This window comes from Enterococcus casseliflavus (genome assembly GCF_029215545.1).
Lineage (GTDB): Bacteria > Bacillota > Bacilli > Lactobacillales > Enterococcaceae > Enterococcus_D > Enterococcus_D casseliflavus.
The window spans coordinates 2,204,604-2,221,287 of sequence record NZ_CP119393.1 but is presented as its reverse complement, the minus strand read 5'-3'; the positions used below and the strand labels follow the sequence as shown (position 1 = coordinate 2,221,287).

13 protein-coding genes, 1 tRNA gene, 2 pseudogenes and 2 other annotated features are annotated in these 16,684 nt (G+C 45.6%); of the genes and pseudogenes, 11 read left to right on the top strand and 5 right to left on the bottom strand.

Going from position 1 to position 16,684, the window contains the following annotated elements; translation table 11 throughout:
* Positions 1-3: 3 nt before the first annotated feature.
* Positions 4-1,452, bottom strand: a pseudogene (locus P0G38_RS17205) (helix-turn-helix domain-containing protein).
* 862 nt (positions 1,453-2,314) lie between these two features.
* Positions 2,315-2,527: a binding site (T-box leader), on the top strand.
* Between the two features lie 66 nt (positions 2,528-2,593).
* Positions 2,594-2,841: a binding site (T-box leader), on the top strand.
* 58 nt (positions 2,842-2,899) lie between these two features.
* Here P0G38_RS17205 and trpE point away from each other — a divergent pair.
* Genes trpE through trpA form a run of 7 tightly spaced genes read left to right on the top strand, consistent with a single transcriptional unit; the run spans position 2,900 to position 9,309 of the window.
* Positions 2,900-4,306: an anthranilate synthase component I gene (gene trpE / locus P0G38_RS10810; RefSeq protein ID WP_275850867.1), complete on the top strand. Its 1,407-nt coding sequence runs from the start codon at positions 2,900-2,902 to the stop codon at positions 4,304-4,306.
* Positions 4,287-4,865, top strand: a complete 579-nt coding sequence (locus P0G38_RS10805) for an aminodeoxychorismate/anthranilate synthase component II (protein WP_275850864.1) — start codon at positions 4,287-4,289, stop codon at positions 4,863-4,865. The genes trpE and P0G38_RS10805 overlap by 20 nt, the downstream gene beginning before the upstream one ends.
* Before the next feature lie 17 nt (positions 4,866-4,882).
* Positions 4,883-5,917 (top strand): anthranilate phosphoribosyltransferase, encoded by a 1,035-nt coding sequence (gene trpD / locus P0G38_RS10800; RefSeq protein ID WP_275850861.1) that lies wholly within the window; start codon positions 4,883-4,885, stop codon positions 5,915-5,917.
* Between the two features lie 26 nt (positions 5,918-5,943).
* Positions 5,944-6,702: an indole-3-glycerol phosphate synthase TrpC gene (trpC, locus tag P0G38_RS10795; protein ID WP_275850858.1), complete on the top strand. Its 759-nt coding sequence runs from the start codon at positions 5,944-5,946 to the stop codon at positions 6,700-6,702.
* On the top strand, positions 6,699-7,346 hold the full coding sequence (locus P0G38_RS10790) for a phosphoribosylanthranilate isomerase (protein ID WP_275850856.1): 648 nt from the start codon (positions 6,699-6,701) through the stop codon (positions 7,344-7,346). Before trpC ends, P0G38_RS10790 begins: the two co-directional genes overlap by 4 nt.
* Positions 7,343-8,536 carry a tryptophan synthase subunit beta gene (gene trpB, locus P0G38_RS10785; protein WP_275850851.1) on the top strand — a complete coding sequence of 398 codons (1,194 nt, stop codon included), beginning with the start codon at positions 7,343-7,345 and terminating at the stop codon, positions 8,534-8,536. Before P0G38_RS10790 ends, trpB begins: the two co-directional genes overlap by 4 nt.
* Positions 8,533-9,309 carry a tryptophan synthase subunit alpha gene (gene trpA, locus P0G38_RS10780; RefSeq protein WP_275850848.1) on the top strand — a complete coding sequence of 259 codons (777 nt, stop codon included), beginning with the start codon at positions 8,533-8,535 and terminating at the stop codon, positions 9,307-9,309. The genes trpB and trpA overlap by 4 nt, the downstream gene beginning before the upstream one ends.
* Before the next feature lie 148 nt (positions 9,310-9,457).
* Here trpA and P0G38_RS10775 read toward each other — a convergent pair.
* The 3 genes and pseudogenes from P0G38_RS10775 to P0G38_RS10765 form a co-directional block, all read right to left on the bottom strand.
* Positions 9,458-9,703: pseudogene (locus tag P0G38_RS10775) on the bottom strand (PhzF family phenazine biosynthesis protein); the annotation flags it as partial.
* 212 nt (positions 9,704-9,915) lie between these two features.
* A tRNA-Arg gene (locus P0G38_RS10770) sits at positions 9,916-9,989 on the bottom strand.
* 145 nt (positions 9,990-10,134) lie between these two features.
* The gene (locus tag P0G38_RS10765; RefSeq protein WP_275850842.1) at positions 10,135-10,833 is read right to left on the bottom strand and encodes an O-methyltransferase; all 699 of its coding nucleotides are present in this window, start codon (positions 10,831-10,833) and stop codon (positions 10,135-10,137) included.
* Between the two features lie 574 nt (positions 10,834-11,407).
* Here P0G38_RS10765 and P0G38_RS10760 point away from each other — a divergent pair.
* The 4 genes from P0G38_RS10760 to leuD are packed head-to-tail and all read left to right on the top strand — an operon-like array spanning position 11,408 to position 15,939.
* A complete protein-coding gene (locus P0G38_RS10760; protein WP_086338358.1) occupies positions 11,408-12,928 on the top strand; it encodes a 2-isopropylmalate synthase in 1,521 nt (506 codons plus the stop codon).
* The gene (gene leuB / locus P0G38_RS10755) at positions 12,925-13,989 is read left to right on the top strand and encodes a 3-isopropylmalate dehydrogenase (protein WP_115232218.1); all 1,065 of its coding nucleotides are present in this window, start codon (positions 12,925-12,927) and stop codon (positions 13,987-13,989) included. The genes P0G38_RS10760 and leuB overlap by 4 nt, the downstream gene beginning before the upstream one ends.
* Complete coding sequence (gene leuC, locus P0G38_RS10750; RefSeq protein ID WP_275850835.1) at positions 13,970-15,352, top strand: 3-isopropylmalate dehydratase large subunit; 1,383 nt, start codon at positions 13,970-13,972, stop codon at positions 15,350-15,352. Before leuB ends, leuC begins: the two co-directional genes overlap by 20 nt.
* Positions 15,352-15,939, top strand: coding sequence for a 3-isopropylmalate dehydratase small subunit (gene leuD, locus P0G38_RS10745; RefSeq protein ID WP_016610311.1), 588 nt, complete (start codon positions 15,352-15,354; stop codon positions 15,937-15,939). Before leuC ends, leuD begins: the two co-directional genes overlap by 1 nt.
* A gap of 17 nt (positions 15,940-15,956) precedes the next feature.
* On the opposite strand, the gene P0G38_RS10740 is transcribed toward leuD, so the two are convergent.
* On the bottom strand, positions 15,957-16,610 hold the full coding sequence (locus P0G38_RS10740) for a uracil-DNA glycosylase (RefSeq protein WP_010747984.1): 654 nt from the start codon (positions 16,608-16,610) through the stop codon (positions 15,957-15,959).
* Positions 16,611-16,684: the final 74 nt, after the last annotated feature.

Genomic DNA, 16,684 nt, shown 5'->3' with positions numbered 1-16,684 from the left:
ATTCTAGCGATAGCTTAAATAATAGGTTTGGATGAGCTCAGTCACTTGATTGAGCTCATTTTTCGTTGGTACCATCGATAAGTAAAAAACTGGAACAGATACTTCCTCTAAAGGGAAATTTGAGAGAATAAAATCAACCTCGATTTCCGCCAACGCTTCTAGTTGACCAGGCTCGATCGCCGATAAAAGGATGCGGGCACCGAGGAAGTCATTCAATTCTTGCAGGAGATAAGCTTTCCAGGCAGGCTCACCTTGGAAAACAAAATACCCTTTTGCGCGAATGGGATTGATCTGTAAAATCGCTTGTTGGATCAGTAAGGTGGTGGTTGACCATAATGGAAAACTCATTTCCGATTGACTGGCTGTTTGCTCTTCTAAAAAGTCATGGATCGTCGCTTCGATCGATAGCGAATAGGGTTGATTTAACCGTTGGATCTCGTGAAATTCGAGCCCGAACAGTTCTGAGAGCTTGGCTGACTCTTGCGATTTGATCAAAAGCAACAGTAGATTCTCAATCAGTTGTGTATCACTAGCTAAAGACAACTGCAACAAGCGGTCTAGTTTTCCAACAAAATGGGTCGTTTTCTGATAAATGGTTTGGTAGGATTCAAGGGTTGCTTGGATCGTTGCGGACCAGTCGTTATTGTAGTTCCAACTTTCTAAGAAGCAGTAGAAGCTAAAGAAGTGTTCGCTGCGTTCTAAATAAACGCCTTCTTTTTGATACAGCTGTTAATGGCTGTTGGAAAAGGCTATAAAGGGGATCGTTCCCCTGAAACTCAAAGGAATCGATACGGCAATTGGCTTTGATGCGAATCGTATTGATAAAAAACCAGCAGGTACCGTAGATTTGTTCCACTTCGATCTGCAACTTGGCTTTTGCTAAGCGATCCAAGAAATGATAATAGTGGGACTCATGAATCGTATATTCCTCAAAAAGTAATTGTTATGGGTGTATGGCAGTAACAGGCGATGAAAAAAAACACGGATGTTGATCTCACTTCCTTCAAAGCGGATCATGCGATTGGTGATCCGAATCCGCAACGAAAAATCAGTGAGACTTTTGTTTAATTTTGTCACATGTCGTCGCAAGGTCTCATAGGATGTCCCTGTTTGGCTAAGAATATCTTGCGTACGGAGTTCGCTGGAAAAAAGCAATGCTTTCATCAAAGAAACACCGATCGATTGAGGGAAAAACGTTTCCCAGAGCTGACTCATCAACAATGGCCCATCATGGGTCAGAGCAAAGCCACTACTGGCAGCTTCGATCTGCCAACCATCAGGCAATTGTTGGCGAATATAGGTTAGATCGGAAAAAACGGTTCGCTCCGTCGTATCGATCAATTTTGCTAGTTGCTTGGCAGTGATCATTTTGTGATTCGCCAGTTGTTCCAAGAGAAGGATCTGACGTAATAAATCCTTCTCCGTAATGATTTTTTTCATCATCCCATCCATGACAAAAACTTCCTTTCCGAGTCTTGAAGGTCAAAAGAGTCACATTGACTGTTTTGATGAAAGACAACTCTTTCGTGTTCTTTTTGATTTTATACGAAAAAGGCAAGTTTTGCTATTTCCAATTCACTGGATGATGTTTTTTTTATTAAAAAAGATGGGATCGACAACCTTCTGAGTAACTGTCTAAAGGAATGCGTTTGTTCTATGTGTTTTAACGGTTAGAGGTCTATCATATGTTCGTATTTCTTCATTCGCAAATACATAGAATAACTTTCTTTCGACAATTTTATTTTTGAGGAAAAAAGACTCTTTTTGCGAGAGGCGTAGAGTTTTCGATGGAGCGCAGAATTGATGATCCATTCAATTTCTGCTTGTTCTTCCTCGGATAATTCGACTTTTTTCTCATTGGATTGAATGAGAGAGTAAGTAAATTCTAAGCAGCTCATTTTATAAATAAAGGTGGAAAAATATAATTTGTCTATGTGCATTTAATCACCCTTTCTTACATTCGGTTCAATCATATAGAAGAATATTTCAAATAACAATTTTGTTTTTTCATGATGTTATGAAAATTTTGGATAAATGTCGTTTTTTTGGCAAAATTATAGCAAAGTTTTCACTCTTTGATCTTCACGCAAGGGTTATAAAAAAACAAATATTATTTAAATAGAGTGGCAGCTATAATAAAGTACGCTGAAAGAAGTGAAGGAGATTTTTGTCCTAAAGAATGTCTTTTTATTTTGGTTAAGGCAACCCATTGTAGGTTGTTTTCTTGTATTGTCAAAAGGAGACAAAAAAATAAAATTCGCTTTTTTCTGTTGACAGATCAGCAAAAGCCACGTAATATAGCTACCAATAACTAGTAAAGACCAAACAAAAGAGAAGTATGAGGACGTTCGTCTTGCAGAGAGCTGATGGTGGTGTAAATCAGTAGATTGACGCTTCAGAAATGGACTTTTGTGTCGAAAGGCTGAAATCAGTAGGCTTTTTTCGGGATCTCCCGTTACAGAGAACGATCGTTGATAGACGATCTAGAGAACCAATTGAGGTGGCACCGTGAGTAATCGCCCTCATGCAGACGAGTTTGTTTGCATGAGGGCTTTTTTGTTTTTCTTGCCCTTCAACCAATAAAAAAATAAACGTAAAATCAAACTAAGAGAAGTACTTGAGTCTTTTTTTGTTACAGAAAGTCGGCGGTGATGAGAGTCCGATACCAAGAAATCAAGGAAATGGCCTTAGCCGATCATTTTTTGAACCCTTTTTTTGGCAGTAGGAAAATGCGGGAACTCCCGTTATAGAGGAAGACCGTTGTTAGACGGTTGATAGAGAAGAAGTTGTTTTTTTAGGCAACTTTCAATTGAGGTGGTACCGCGGTCATTCGCCCTCAAGCAGACGTTTTTATGATGTTTGCTTGAGGGCTTTTTGTTTACAAAGAAAGGAGCAGCTTATGTATCGAATGGAACGAATCAACAGCGATTGTTTGACACCTGTCTCAGTGTTTTTACGGATTCAAGGGGCGCATAAATGTTTACTGGAAAGTATTCCCAGAGAAGAAGATACGGGACGCTATTCGATCCTCACCTTTGATCCTGTTCAGAAACTGACCTTTAAGGATGGTGTTTTTCAAGTGGAGGATCTTTTGGAAAAAACGGTCAACAAGTATCCCTGTCAGGACCCTTTAAAAGAAATGGAACGGTATGTAGTCAAAAAAGAAACCACCGCTTTACCGAATCTGCCGTTGCAAAGTGGGGCGATCGGGTATGCGGGCTATGATATCGCAGCTTGCTATGAAGATATTGGACAACTGCCCGCAGATGAATTGCAAGTGCCTGATATGGCCTTTTGGCTTTTCGAAACTTTTCTCGTTTTGGACCATCAGACAGAAACTTTAACGATCATTCTTGAAAATTGCTATAGCCAAAGAGGAACCGTCGAGATGGAGCAGGTAATGCAAGCAGTGAAGCAGCAGTTAAGGACACCAGTCGCCGCTGAGACCCGTGGGTTATCGAATGAAAAGCTGCATTTTACAAGTAATGTTACCCAACATGCCTATGAAACGATCGTTCGTGAGGCAAAAGCCCGAATTACGGCAGGGGATATGTTTCAAGTGGTTCCTTCCCAACGTCTGCAAGCAGCATTTACACAAGATCCTTTTGACTATTACCGAAAACTGCGAGTGACGAATCCGTCTGCCTACCTCTATTATCTTGATTTCGATCACGGATTCAAAGTGATCGGCAGTTCACCTGAAAGCTTGATCCGGGTTCAAGGAACAACGATCACCACAAATCCAATCGCTGGTACCCGCAAACGAGGGGCAACCAAAGCAGAAGACGAAGCTTTGGCGGCGGAACTATTAGCAGATGAAAAAGAACGTGCAGAGCACCAAATGCTGATCGATCTGGGGCGCAATGATTTGGGACGAATCGCTGAACATGGCACGGTTCATGTTCCTTTATACATGGTGATCGAGAAATACCGCTATGTCATGCATATCGTTTCGGTGGTGGCTGCCAAGCGCAGAGCAGGTGTGACGGCAATGGATGCCTTGAAAGCAACCCTGCCAGCAGGCACGGTCAGCGGGGCACCAAAGATTCGTGCCATGACTCGCATCTATCAATGGGAAGCTGTTCGAAGAGGGGTCTATGCGGGAGCCGTTGGGTATTTTTCTCGAAACGATCAAGCGGATTTTGCCATCGGGATTCGGACAATGGTTTTGAAAGACGCGATCGCTTATGTCCAGGCAGGGGCGGGTGTCGTTTATGATTCTGATCCCTCATCTGAATACCACGAAACCTTACACAAAGCCAAAGCACTATTGGAGGTGTCAGCCAATGATCTTACTCGTCGATAACTATGATTCGTTTACTTACAATCTTCTCCAGCTCTGTCCAGAAGAAACAGTCGTCTTGCGAAATGACGATCCAGAGCTTTTTATTGTTGCTAAAGAAGCAGATGCCATCATTTTTTCCCCGGGACCAGGCCGTCCCGAAGAGGCAGGATTTATGATTTCTTTGATCAAAACATACCATGATAGCAAGCCGCTTTTAGGGATCTGCTTAGGTCATCAAGCCATTGGGGAAGCGTTTGGTGCCAAAGTGGTCCAAGCACCAGCCATTATGCACGGCAAGCAATCGAGCCTTACGTATCAGAAAAAAGGCGTATTCAAAACCTACCTAGGAGACATGACTGTCATGCGCTATCACTCGCTGGTCATTAAGCCAGCGACCCTGCCTGCACAATTTGAGGTGTTTGCTGAAACAAAAGGGATCATCATGGCGATCCAGCATCGACAAAAGCCGATCGTAGGACTCCAATTCCACCCTGAATCAATGGGGACAAACGAAGGGGCATTTTTTATCCAACGGTTTCTTGAACTCATTCCAGAAAACTCAGCAAAAAGCAGCAAATGAAAAAGGAGGAACTTTTTATGGAAGCAGTCAAAATACAGCAGCCGCAGCAAATCACCCAGCAGCTTTTTAATGGCAGTCATTTAAGTTATCAGGAGATGCGCCACTTTGCTCAAGGAATTTTAAGCGGGATGTTTTCAGAAAGTCAATTGGGGGCAGCGTTAGTTGCGATGAAGATCAACGGCATCACAGCCACCGAATTGACCGCTTTAGCGGAAATCATGTTAGAGCATGCCGTGACCATTCCTTATGAAGGAGGAGACGCCATGGACAATTGCGGTACTGGCGGCGACCACTCCAATAGTTTTAATGTCTCCACTACGGCTGCCTTCGTGTTAGCAGCCGGGGGAATCACGATGGCAAAACACGGCAATCGCAGTATTTCTAGTCGTTCAGGCAGTGCCGATGTCTTAGCCTGCTTGGGGGTATCGATCCAAGCATCACCAGAAAAAATCGCTGAGTTATTAGCGACTGTCGGCATCGCGTTTCTCTTCGCTCCCTCGTTGCATCCCGGCATGAAAGCAGTGATGAAGATACGGCAAGAATTAGCAACACCAACGATTTTTAACCTATTAGGCCCCTTGATCAATCCTGTTCCGTTGACTACGCAACTGATCGGTACTTACGCTGGCGAGAGCTTGGTAGACACCGCTCAGGCGTTAGGCAGTCTTGGTCGGGAACGAGCAATGGTGATCCATGGATGTAATGGGATGGATGAAGCCAATTTGGCTGGTGAAACGGCGATCAGTTTTTATCACGAAGGAAAGGTGACGAATTTTTCTTTGGATCCGCAAGCGTATGGCTTTACGCCAGCACCGATCGAGGCGATCGTCGGCGGAGATGCGGCTCAAAACGCCGCGATCTTAACTGCGGTGATGAAAAATCACCCTTCCGTTTATCTAGAGACAGTGGTCTTAAATGCAGGGTTAGGCTTTTACGCTAACGGCAAAGCCGCCACCCTAGCGGAAGGCTTTGCGATGGCACGGGCGTGTATCGCTTCGGGCGCCGCCTATGACAAACTGCAGGAGTTGATCCGCCAGTCAAATAGCCAATAACTACGAAAGCTGTAAGGAGGAGAATCATGGATTTTTTAGAAACGATCATCCAGAAAAAAGTTGAAGAAGTTGCCGCGATGCCACAAGAAATCGAAAAGGTCGTAGCGAAACGTCCATCATTTTATCAGCAAGTCAAGGAACGACCACAAAAGATGCACCTCATTGCTGAAATCAAGCGAGCTTCACCTTCAAAAGGAGACATTAATCAAGCGATCGACCCAGTCACGCAAGCGCAAGCTTATGAAGCCGCGGGTGTCAGCGGGATTTCCGTTTTGACCGACCAACAATTTTTCAAAGGCTCGCTGGCAGATCTTGAAGCAGTCAGTAAGGCTGTTTCGGTGCCTATACTATGCAAAGACTTCATTATCGACAAAAAACAATTGATTCGCGCCAAGAATGCAGGTGCCAGTATCGTTTTATTGATCGTGGCTGCGTTAGAGCCAGCCCGTTTCGTCGCGCTGTATCAAGAAGCCGAAGCACTAGGGTTGGAAGTACTCGTTGAGACTCATAATGCGGCTGAATTTCAACAAGCCCAAGCATTAGGTGCCAAAATCATCGGCGTCAACAATCGTGACCTAAAAACTTTTGACGTTTCCTTGGATGTCAGTATTGCTTTAGCACCTCAGCCATCAGAGGCGGTTTATATCAGTGAATCTGGTATTCGAACTGCCGCAGATGTGCTGCAGCTTGCACCGTTTTATCATGGAGTCCTCGTTGGAGAAACGTTGATGAGAAGCAATCGAATTGCTGAAACAGCGGCAGATTTGCAGGTGAGCCGCCGATGACCAAAGTGAAAATTTGCGGACTCACCGAACGCCTGCATGTCGAAACTGCCGTCAATGCAGGAGCAGATTACCTTGGCTTTGTTTTTGCCGAAAGCCGTCGGAGAATCGATCCGACCCAAGTCCGCAAGATAACGGAGCAAGTACCCGAAAATGTAGGGAAAGTCGGGGTTTTCGTTTCTCCAAGTGTTGAAGAAGTGCAAGCGGCAATTCAAGCCGCCCAACTGACAGCGATTCAGCTCCATGGAAAGGTTCTGCCATCTTTGCAAACAGCCATTCAGAAGGGCGTTTTTGCTCATCAAAAGATCGCAGTGATCCAAGCCTTTGATGGAGAAGCAGAAACTTTAAAGCAAGATTTCCTGAGCTGCGATGCAGATTTTGGTTTATTGGACGCTCCAGTAAGAGATCACCCTTATGCTGGCGGCAACGGCCAGTCCTTTGATTGGCAAAAAGCGGCGAGAGAACCGTTGCCGTTGTCTGAGCGATTTTTTATTGCTGGCGGGTTGCACGCGGAAAATGTAGAAGAGGCGATCCAACTTTTTGGGCCTTATGCTGTCGATGTTTCTTCAGGCGTTGAAACCCAGGGCAAGAAAGACAGTCGGAAAATCGAACAATTTATTCATTTAGTAAAGGAGAAAAAAAGATGACTCAGTATCCCACAAAAGCAGGATTTTATGGTTCTTTTGGCGGACAGTTTGTGCCAGAGACATTGATGTATGCAGTCAAGCAATTGGAAACTGTCTATCGTGAAGCACAAACGGACGCAAGTTTTCAAGCTGAATTACAGGAATATTTGCAAGAGTATGTAGGAAGAGAGACCCCCCTTTATCATGCACAGCGCTTGTCACAACACTTAGGCGGTGCCAAAATTTATCTGAAGCGAGAAGATTTGAATCATACGGGTGCCCATAAAATCAATAATGCACTTGGCCAAGTCTTATTAGCAAAACGGATGGGGAAAAAGAAAGTGGTAGCAGAGACCGGTGCTGGGCAGCATGGCGTCGCCACAGCAACTGCGGCCGCGTTGTTCGGTATGGAATGCACGATTTTTATGGGCGCGGTAGATGTTCAGCGGCAAGCACTAAACGTCTTTCGAATGGAATTGTTGGGAGCAAAAGTGGTTTCAGTCACATCAGGCAATCAGACATTGAAAGATGCTGTCAATGAAGCGCTGCGCTACTGGGTCGCAACCGTCGAGGACACTCATTACGTGATGGGTTCGGTACTCGGTCCGCATCCTTTTCCAGAGATCGTTCGAGATTTTCAAAGTGTGATTGGGAGTGAGACACGGCGGCAACTTTTAGAAAAAGAAGGACAACTACCAACGACAGTCGTTGCTTGTGTTGGCGGCGGCAGCAATGCGATGGGAATGTTTTATCCTTTCATCAACGATCAAACCGTTCGTTTGATTGGCGTTGAAGCAGCTGGAAAAGGCGTGGATACTACCGAGCATGCGGCGACTTTAACGAAAGGCAGTATCGGTATTTTACATGGTACCAAAATGCATTTGCTGCAAGACGATGATGGGCAAGTGATCGAACCTTATTCGATTTCAGCCGGCTTGGATTATCCTGGTGTCGGTCCCGAGCATTCATATTTGAAGGAAATTGCGCGAGCGGAGTATTTCGCGGTCACTGATGAAGAAGCCGTTGACGCCTTTTATCTCTTGTCTCAAATCGAAGGCATTATTCCTGCTTTGGAAAGTGCTCATGCCGTTGCCTATGCTTTAAAGTTAGCGCCAACGATGACAGCAGAAGAACGCTTAGTGATCTGTTTGTCTGGGCGAGGGGACAAAGATGTTCAACAAATCAAAGATCGGAAAGGAGCAGCGAAATGACCAGCAAAACATTGACGATGAAACTAAAAGAGCGCCAAAAACAAGGCAAGCCTTTGTTTGTACCTTATATTATGGCGGGTGCCAACGGACTGGAACGCCTGCCGGCAGAAATCGAGCTATTGACGACACATGGCGCAGCCGCCATTGAAATCGGCGTGCCCTTTTCAGACCCAGTCGCAGATGGAGCGGTCATCCAAGCAGCTGGAATGCAGGCATTAGCCAATGGGACCACTTTAAAAAAGATCATTGCTTTGCTGCAAACGATCCATTCTGAGGTTCCACTGGTATTGATGGGGTATGCCAATTCATTCTTTCATTATGGGATTGAACAGTTAGCAAATGAGTTAAAAACGACAAATGTGAAAGGGTTGATTATTCCAGATTTGCCTTTTGAACATCGATCGCTAGTAACGCCTACGTTTGATGCGGCGGATCTCGCGCTGATCACACTGGTCTCTTTGACCAGTCCGCCAGACAGAATTCAGACACTGATCGAAGAAGCGGAAGGATTCGTTTATGCTGTGACAGTGAACGGTGTCACTGGAGAAGATCGTCAATACAACGAACAGCTGGATCAGCATTTGCAAGCCATTTCGGAAAAAAGTCCGATTCCAGTACTAGCTGGTTTCGGGGTCTCGACCCACGCAGACGTGCAGCGCTTTGCCCGAGTGTGCGATGGGGTAGTGATCGGTTCAAAAATCGTAGCAGCCTTACAGAACGAGCCACTGCCTAAAGTCAGTGAGCTGTTAGCAGAACTTGTCGGTATTTCATAGAAAATCAAGGTGAAGGAAAGAACCCGAGTTGGGTTCTTTTTTTTATGAGAAAACTAGTATTCGAGATACTGATGGGCTGCTATGGAAAAAGAACACGATGTGTGAAGAGGAAAAAAGGCTGATGGAAGATCAGCCTAAATTGTTGTGATTATGCCAGTGTATCGGTGTCGATGGTGACTGTCTCGCAAAAATGCCCTCTGCCCCCAACATAAACACGTTGGATTTCCTTTCGCGAGGACGTAGCTAGTTTGACAAAGATTTCAGAAGGTTCACCTAAATTGCTGCCTTGTTCAAAGCGATACACTTCTTTTTCAAGGGAACATTTTTGATGCAAGAAGCAAGCCAAAGCGGCATTGGAAGTACCTGTGGCAGATTCTTCATTGATGTCAAACAGCTGACAATTAGAATAAACACGGAAACGATGATGCCAATGAAAGAAATTTGCTGAAGATTGAAGCGGATGGGAATCGATCGTTTGATTGCTTTTGATGAGGAAGGAAACAGGCTGTTGATTATTCACCAAATTGCTATGGCAAAAATCTAAATCAATTTGGCACAAGAACAAACAAAAACCGCCAAGAACAAGGGTTCTCGACGGTTAAATAACGTTCCAGGAGGGATTCGAACCCCCGACCGTTCGCTTAGAAGGCGAATGCTCTATCCGGCTGAGCTACTGGAACAAATAAATTTCAGCGAATGCTCACTTCGCCTAAGCTGTTGAAATCAATCAGCAACAAATAACATTATAGAAAAAGGGCGCAGCAATGTCAATCTCTTTTCGCCCTTTTCTTATTTTTTCTTTGAAAAAAGGAAGCGCAGCTGCCCTCAACCTTTCTCAGGTTCCTCAAGGATCACGCTATCTGCTTCTTTCGTAATGAGAATCACGCCATCTCCTAAAGGGACGAGGGTGGAGGTCAGCTGAGGATGGTTCATCACGGTATCCAAGAAAAGATTCAACTTGCGATAGATCGCTCGCTGGTTGCGAGGGATGTCTTCGATGGGTTGTAAAATCGTTCCAGCTTGGAACACGTCATCCACCATCAACACGCCACCTTTGCGTAACAGGCGTAGACATTCTGGCAAAAATTCAATGTATTTCGATTTGGCACTGTCCATGAAGATAAAATCATAAGGCCCACTCAATGTAGGCAGGACATCTGCCGCTTGTCCTTCTAAAAGCGTGATTTTGTCTTCATTTCCTAAGCGAGCATAGGTTTCTTTGGCTTTGCGGATCATGACGTCAAAGCGATCGATCGTTGTGACATGCCCCTCTTTCACACATTGCGCCATCAAGCTTGAAGAAAAACCGATCGCTGTGCCGATCTCAAGGATTTCTTTTGGCTGAAGCTGTCCCAATAAAAACTGCAAAAAGACCACAGTTTCATGTGGGATGATTGGCACTTCTTTTTCATGAGCGGCTTGCTCGATTTCACCAAGTTCGCCGGGTAATTGTTTTTGTTTTTCACGCATAAACGCCACTAGTTCTGGTTTGACTACTGGACGATGCATCATTTCGTTGCGCATCTTCATCCTCCTCATTTATCGCTGCCCCTTATTATACGAATAACTCACCTTAAGTTCAATCTTTTCGAGTCTTTGGAACAACAAAAAAACCAGTCATACGACTGGCAGGATAAAGGGGTGAAAAATATTTTTGGGATATTTCTATCATAACGGTGTTATGTGGAGGTTTGGTTAAAATCCTGTGAAGATCTCGTCAGGTTCTGCTTAAATTTTCATCAAGGAAGAAAAGCAACCCATCATCAGGGTGAAAACGAACTTTTTATCGAAATATTCAGAAAATTCAGGGGAAAGTGTTGACAGAGGAACCTGCTGTTTGGTATCTTCATAACAAGATAAAAAAAGTGATAGGTGACGACGATGGATAAACGATTGAAACAAACAGCTGCATTTTTATTATTATTATCGTAAGGACTCTTTTTCTATGACCCGCCTTTTTAAGGCATCATTTGAAGAGTCCTATTCGCATTGCATGAAGGAAACCCTTTATGGAGTGCTTTTTTTATACCATTTTTTCAATTTGTTTGAATGAGGTCGCGCCAAGCGTGCCCCTACCACTGCCAAGGAGGAAATAGTGATGAGAAAAATCCAGTTTTTTGACACCACATTGAGAGACGGTGAACAGACACCGGGAGTCAACTTCAATACAAAAGAGAAGGTTCAACTGGCGCTGCAATTAGAAAAATGGGGGATCGATACGATCGAAGCAGGCTTTCCGATTGCATCAGAAGGAGACTTTCAAGCAGTCCAAGCGATTGCTGGGGCGGTGACGAAAATGACCGTTGCAGGACTTGCCCGTTGTCAGAAAAAAGACATTGATCGTGCCTATGAAGCTCTTCATCAAGCCATCGATCCCCAGATCCATGTCTTTTTAGCAACGAGTGAGGTGCATCGCCAGTACAAGCTGAATATGACGAAAGCAGAAGTACTCGCTTCCATCAAAGAACATGTGGCTTATGCCCGTGAACGCTTTGAAAAAGTTCAATTTTCGCCAGAAGATGCCACCCGCACCGATAAGGCCTTCTTGCTTGAGGCGGTTCAAACAGCGATTGATGCCGGCGCGACGATCATCAATGTGCCCGATACAGTAGGGTTTACCAATCCTACGGAATATGGTGCGCTTTTTGCTTATTTGATCGCCAATATCAAGAGTGAGCAGCCGATCATTTTTTCTTCCCATTGTCATGATGACTTGGGAATGGCGACAGCCAATGCGCTGGCAGCTATCGAAAATGGTGCTGATCGGGTGGAAGGAACGATCAACGGGATCGGCGAACGAGCGGGCAATACCGCATTAGAAGAAGTGGCGCTGGCGTTGCATATTCGCAATGATTTCTATCAGGCTACCTCCAACATCAAGTTAAACGAAACAAAACGCACCAGCGATCTGGTGGCACGTTTGTCTGGGATCACGGTACCGAAAAACAAAGCGATCGTCGGCGGCAATGCCTATGCTCATGAATCTGGGATTCATCAAGATGGCGTCTTGAAAAATCCTGAAACTTACGAAATCATTACCCCGCAATTGGTAGGCGTACAAACCAACTCACTGCCTCTTGGCAAACTTTCTGGCCGCCATGCGTTTGTCGATAAAATGCAGCAGCTGGGCTACCAGTTTGACCAAGAAGAAACCAATGAATTGTTTAAACGCTTCAAAGAGTTGGCAGATAAGAAAAAGCAAGTGACCGAACAAGATTTGTTAGCGTTGGTGGCTGACCAGGGCCGCAGCCAAGAAGATGGCTGCGAGTTGGAGTCAGTTCAGCTGCAATACGTGTCCAATGGCCATCAAGGAGCGGTGGTTTCTATCATCAAAGACGAGGAAAAACAAGTGGCATCAGCTATCGGTGCCGGCAGTATTCAAGCTATCTACAACTCGATCGATCAGATTTTCCAGCAACAGCCGAAGTTGTTGAACTATGAGATCACTGCCTTGACCAGTGGGGAAGATGCGCAAGCGGAAGTGCACGTGGTTATTGAATGCCAGGAAACCAATGAAAAAATCAGCGGGATCGGCTTAGACTTTGATGTCTTGCAGGCGTCAGCCAAAGCCTATGTACAGGCTAGCGCAGCTCTAAAGAATCGAGGTGTCCTTGTTTGAAAAAGATCGTGGTTTTAGCAGGAGATGGCATCGGACCAGAAATTATGGCCAGTGCGCTTGCGGTATTGAAAGCGGCTTGTCCAGACCATCTCCAACGCTTTCATTTTGACCAGCGGCCATTTGGTGGTGCGGCGCTGGCACTTACTGGAGAGCCATTGCCGCAAGAAACACTACAAGCTTGCCAGCAGGCGGATGCGATCCTTTTAGGAGCCATTGGTGATCCAGTTTGGGAAAACGCACCGATAACACCCGAGAAAGGACTTTTGGATTTGCGTCAAGCGTTAGGGCTATACGCCAATATTCGGCCCATCAAAGTAGTTGATGCGGTGATTGCTTTGTCTCCCATTAAAGAAGCGATCCTTCGGGGGACAGATTTTGTCATCGTTCGTGAGTTGACTGGCGGTATCTATTTTGGCGAAAAAGCAGAAAAATCTGAAGAAGCCTACGACATCAATCATTATCATCAAGCAGAGATTCGACGGATTTTGCGTAAAGCTTTTGAGATCGCCCGCACGCGGAAGAAGCGGGTTCTCTCTGTCGATAAAGCAAATGTGTTGGCGACTAGCCGACTTTGGCGCCGATTAGCGGAAGAAACGGCACAGGAATTCCCAGATTGTCAGTTGACTCATCAATATGTTGATTCCGCCGCTATGAAAATCATCCAAAATCCCAAAGACTTTGATGTAATCGTGACAGAAAATCTCTTTGGCGACATTTTAAGTGATGAAGCCTCGGTTTTGCCAGGGTCATTAGGGGTGCTGCCCAGCGCAAGTCATGGCGCAGAAGGGGTTTCTTTATATGAACCGATTCATGGCTCTGCACCTGATATCGCTGGGCAAAATTGCGCCAATCCGGTTTCCATGATTTTATCTGTCGTCATGATGCTAAGAGAGTCCTTTCAAGAGGAAGAGCTGGCGGATACCATCGAAAGTGCTTGTTACGAGGTAATGAATGCGGGGATCTTGACCCGTGATCTAGGTGGTACAGCAACAACAACTGCCTTTACAGAAGCGGTTATTGCACAGTTAGGAGTGAGCAATTATGGGGAAAACGCTGTTTGATAAACTATGGGATCGGCATGTCATCACAGGAGAAGAAGGGCAAGCGCAGCTGCTTTATGTCGATCTGCATATGATCCATGAAGTGACGACACCGCAAGCCTTCGAAGGATTACGGCAAGCGGGACGGACAGTCCGTTGTCCCGAAAAAACCTTCGCAACGATGGATCACAACGTGCCTACCAAAGATATTTTTACCATCACTGATCTGGTTGCAAAAAAGCAAATGGACACGTTACGTAAAAACTGTCGTGATTTTGGGATCGAATTGTGTGACAATGGCTCTGCCAACCAAGGAATCGTCCACATGGTTGGCCCAGAAGTTGGCTTGACCCAACCAGGGAAAACGATCGTTTGCGGTGATTCCCACACTGCCACCCATGGTGCTTTCGGTGCGATCGCGTTTGGGATCGGTACGAGTGAAGTGGAGCATGTCTTTGCGACACAGACGATTTGGCAGACAAAACCGAAACGCATGGGAGTTGAGATCACCGGTCAGCTGCAGCCGGGAGTGTACGCCAAAGATATTATTTTGGCATTGATCGCGACCCATGGCACTGATTTTGGTGGTGGCTATGCCGTAGAATTCTTTGGCGAAACAATCCGTAGTCTGACGATGGAAGAACGCATGACCATTTGCAATATGTCGATCGAAGGTGGGGCGAAAATGGGCTTGATCGCACCTGATGAAACGACCTTTGCTTATGTGAAGGATCGACGCTTTGCGCCACAAGCGTTTGCCAGTGCGGTGGCTGATTGGCAAATCCTTTATACCGATGAAGATGCCAACTATGATGCCCTGATCACCCTAGACGCAACAACCTTAGAACCCTATATCACTTGGGGAACCAATCCAGAAATGGGGGTACCAGTCAGCGAAGCGTTTCCTGAAGTGCGGGATCACAATGATCAGCAAGCCTATGAATATATGGCGCTGCAACCTGGACAGACAGCTGCTGATATCCCCATTGAATACATTTTTATTGGATCGTGTACCAATGGTCGTTTGTCTGATTTGCAAGAGGCAGCGGCGATTTTGAAAGGGCAAACTATCAAAGCAGGGGTCACTGGTATTATCGTTCCTGGTTCACGCCCTGTTCGTAAAGCAGCGGAAGCGATCGGTTTAGACAAAGTCTTTATTGACGCTGGTTTTGAATGGCGGGAGCCTGGCTGTTCCATGTGCTTAGGAATGAATCCTGATAAAGTACCAGAAGGCGTCCACTGTGCCTCCACATCAAACCGCAATTTTGTTGGACGGCAAGGGAAAAACGCGCGGACGCACCTCTGTAGCCCAGCGATGGCGGCAGCAGCTGCGATTCATGGGCGCTTTGTCGATGTACGAGAAGTGGTTGGAGGTGTTGGTTAATGGAAGCTTTTACGCAATTTGAAGGTACGACGCTGCCTTTGATGAATGACAATATCGATACCGATCAAATCCTACCGAAAAATTATTTGAAGCGCGTTGAAAAAACGGGCTTTGGCGAATTTTTATTTGATGATTGGCGCTATTTGCCGCAACGCAAGCCTAATCCAGCATTTATCTTGAATGATCCAGCATATCAGACCGCTCAAGTCCTCGTCACTGGTGATAATTTTGGTTCTGGCTCTTCTCGAGAGCACGCGGCATGGGCGCTGTTGGATTACGGCTTTAAAGCCGTGATTGCTGGCAGCTTCGGTGATATTTTCTATATGAATGCCACCAAAAACGGGCTGCTGCCCATCGAGCTGCCATTGGATGTTCGCCAAAGGATCGCCTCGCTGCCTGCTTCTGAAAAAATCAGCATCGACTTGCCGAGGCAATGTGTGATCGTTGCTGGGGAGGAGCATTTCTTTGCAATCGATGCTACCTGGAAACATAAATTGATCCACGGTCTCGATGAGATCAGTATCACGTTGCAGGAAGAGGCGAAAATCACCGCCTATGAGCAGACGATTCCAGCGTATTGGCAGTAGGGCTAGGGGACTGGTCGTTATTCGTCGGCTGGTATTTGTGAGAGGATGTTTCTTAACCCTCGCCAATCGGCTTCGATTTGCGGAGTCAACGTTCGATTGTAAAAGATCGCAGCGGGATGATACATCGGCACGATCAAATATTCTTTTTCCGACCATTGATAGCCATCTTTTGTTGGATTGCTTTCTTGTATTTTGGAACGGATCACTTCGCCATGGTGATCTTTGATATAATAGGCGTTGCCTAATAATCGCTGCAGTCCGATATTGCCAACAGTTGCAATGACAGGCGGATCTACAACGGACAACTCGTAGTCAAGCAGCGGTGCGTGTAGCAAGACTTCTTTTTTGGTAGGTGTCCGATTGGGATGGACGATCTCATGGGCACCGCTGCGCTTGTTGATCCGTTCTTTGACGGAGTATGGGCGGCTGCGAACAGCGCTGGTGATGTAGACATCCTCACGGGTCAAACCGGCTAAAGCCAACGATTTCATCAATTCTTTTCCTGCTTGTCCGCTAAAAGGAATAAAATTCTCGATTTCGGTTCGACCAGGGGCTTCCCCAACGATCATCAATTTGGGCTGCAGCGGTCCTTGACCGGGAACAAATCCTTCCAACGGATAACTGCGGGACGCCTGTTGAACGGCAGTGGCTAATTCTTTGGGGTATTGCATGAAAACTCCTCCAATTCTGTTTCACTTGTGCTCTGTCTTCTATAGTAATAGAAAACAAAAAATGCACAAAAGGA

Bases quoted from the DNA above. Each gene is read 5' to 3' on its own strand.
- trpE (WP_275850867.1), top strand. From the start codon at position 2,900: ATGTATCGAATGGAACGAATCAACAGCGATTGTTTGACACCTGTCTCA.
- P0G38_RS10805 (WP_275850864.1), top strand. From the start codon at position 4,287: ATGATCTTACTCGTCGATAACTATGATTCGTTTACTTACAATCTTCTC.
- trpD (WP_275850861.1), top strand. From the start codon at position 4,883: ATGGAAGCAGTCAAAATACAGCAGCCGCAGCAAATCACCCAGCAGCTT.
- trpC (WP_275850858.1), top strand. From the start codon at position 5,944: ATGGATTTTTTAGAAACGATCATCCAGAAAAAAGTTGAAGAAGTTGCC.
- P0G38_RS10790 (WP_275850856.1), top strand. From the start codon at position 6,699: ATGACCAAAGTGAAAATTTGCGGACTCACCGAACGCCTGCATGTCGAA.
- trpB (WP_275850851.1), top strand. From the start codon at position 7,343: ATGACTCAGTATCCCACAAAAGCAGGATTTTATGGTTCTTTTGGCGGA.
- trpA (WP_275850848.1), top strand. From the start codon at position 8,533: ATGACCAGCAAAACATTGACGATGAAACTAAAAGAGCGCCAAAAACAA.
- P0G38_RS10765 (WP_275850842.1), bottom strand. From the start codon at position 10,833: ATGCGCAACGAAATGATGCATCGTCCAGTAGTCAAACCAGAACTAGTG.
- P0G38_RS10760 (WP_086338358.1), top strand. From the start codon at position 11,408: ATGAGAAAAATCCAGTTTTTTGACACCACATTGAGAGACGGTGAACAG.
- leuC (WP_275850835.1), top strand. From the start codon at position 13,970: ATGGGGAAAACGCTGTTTGATAAACTATGGGATCGGCATGTCATCACA.
- leuD (WP_016610311.1), top strand. From the start codon at position 15,352: ATGGAAGCTTTTACGCAATTTGAAGGTACGACGCTGCCTTTGATGAAT.
- P0G38_RS10740 (WP_010747984.1), bottom strand. From the start codon at position 16,610: ATGCAATACCCCAAAGAATTAGCCACTGCCGTTCAACAGGCGTCCCGC.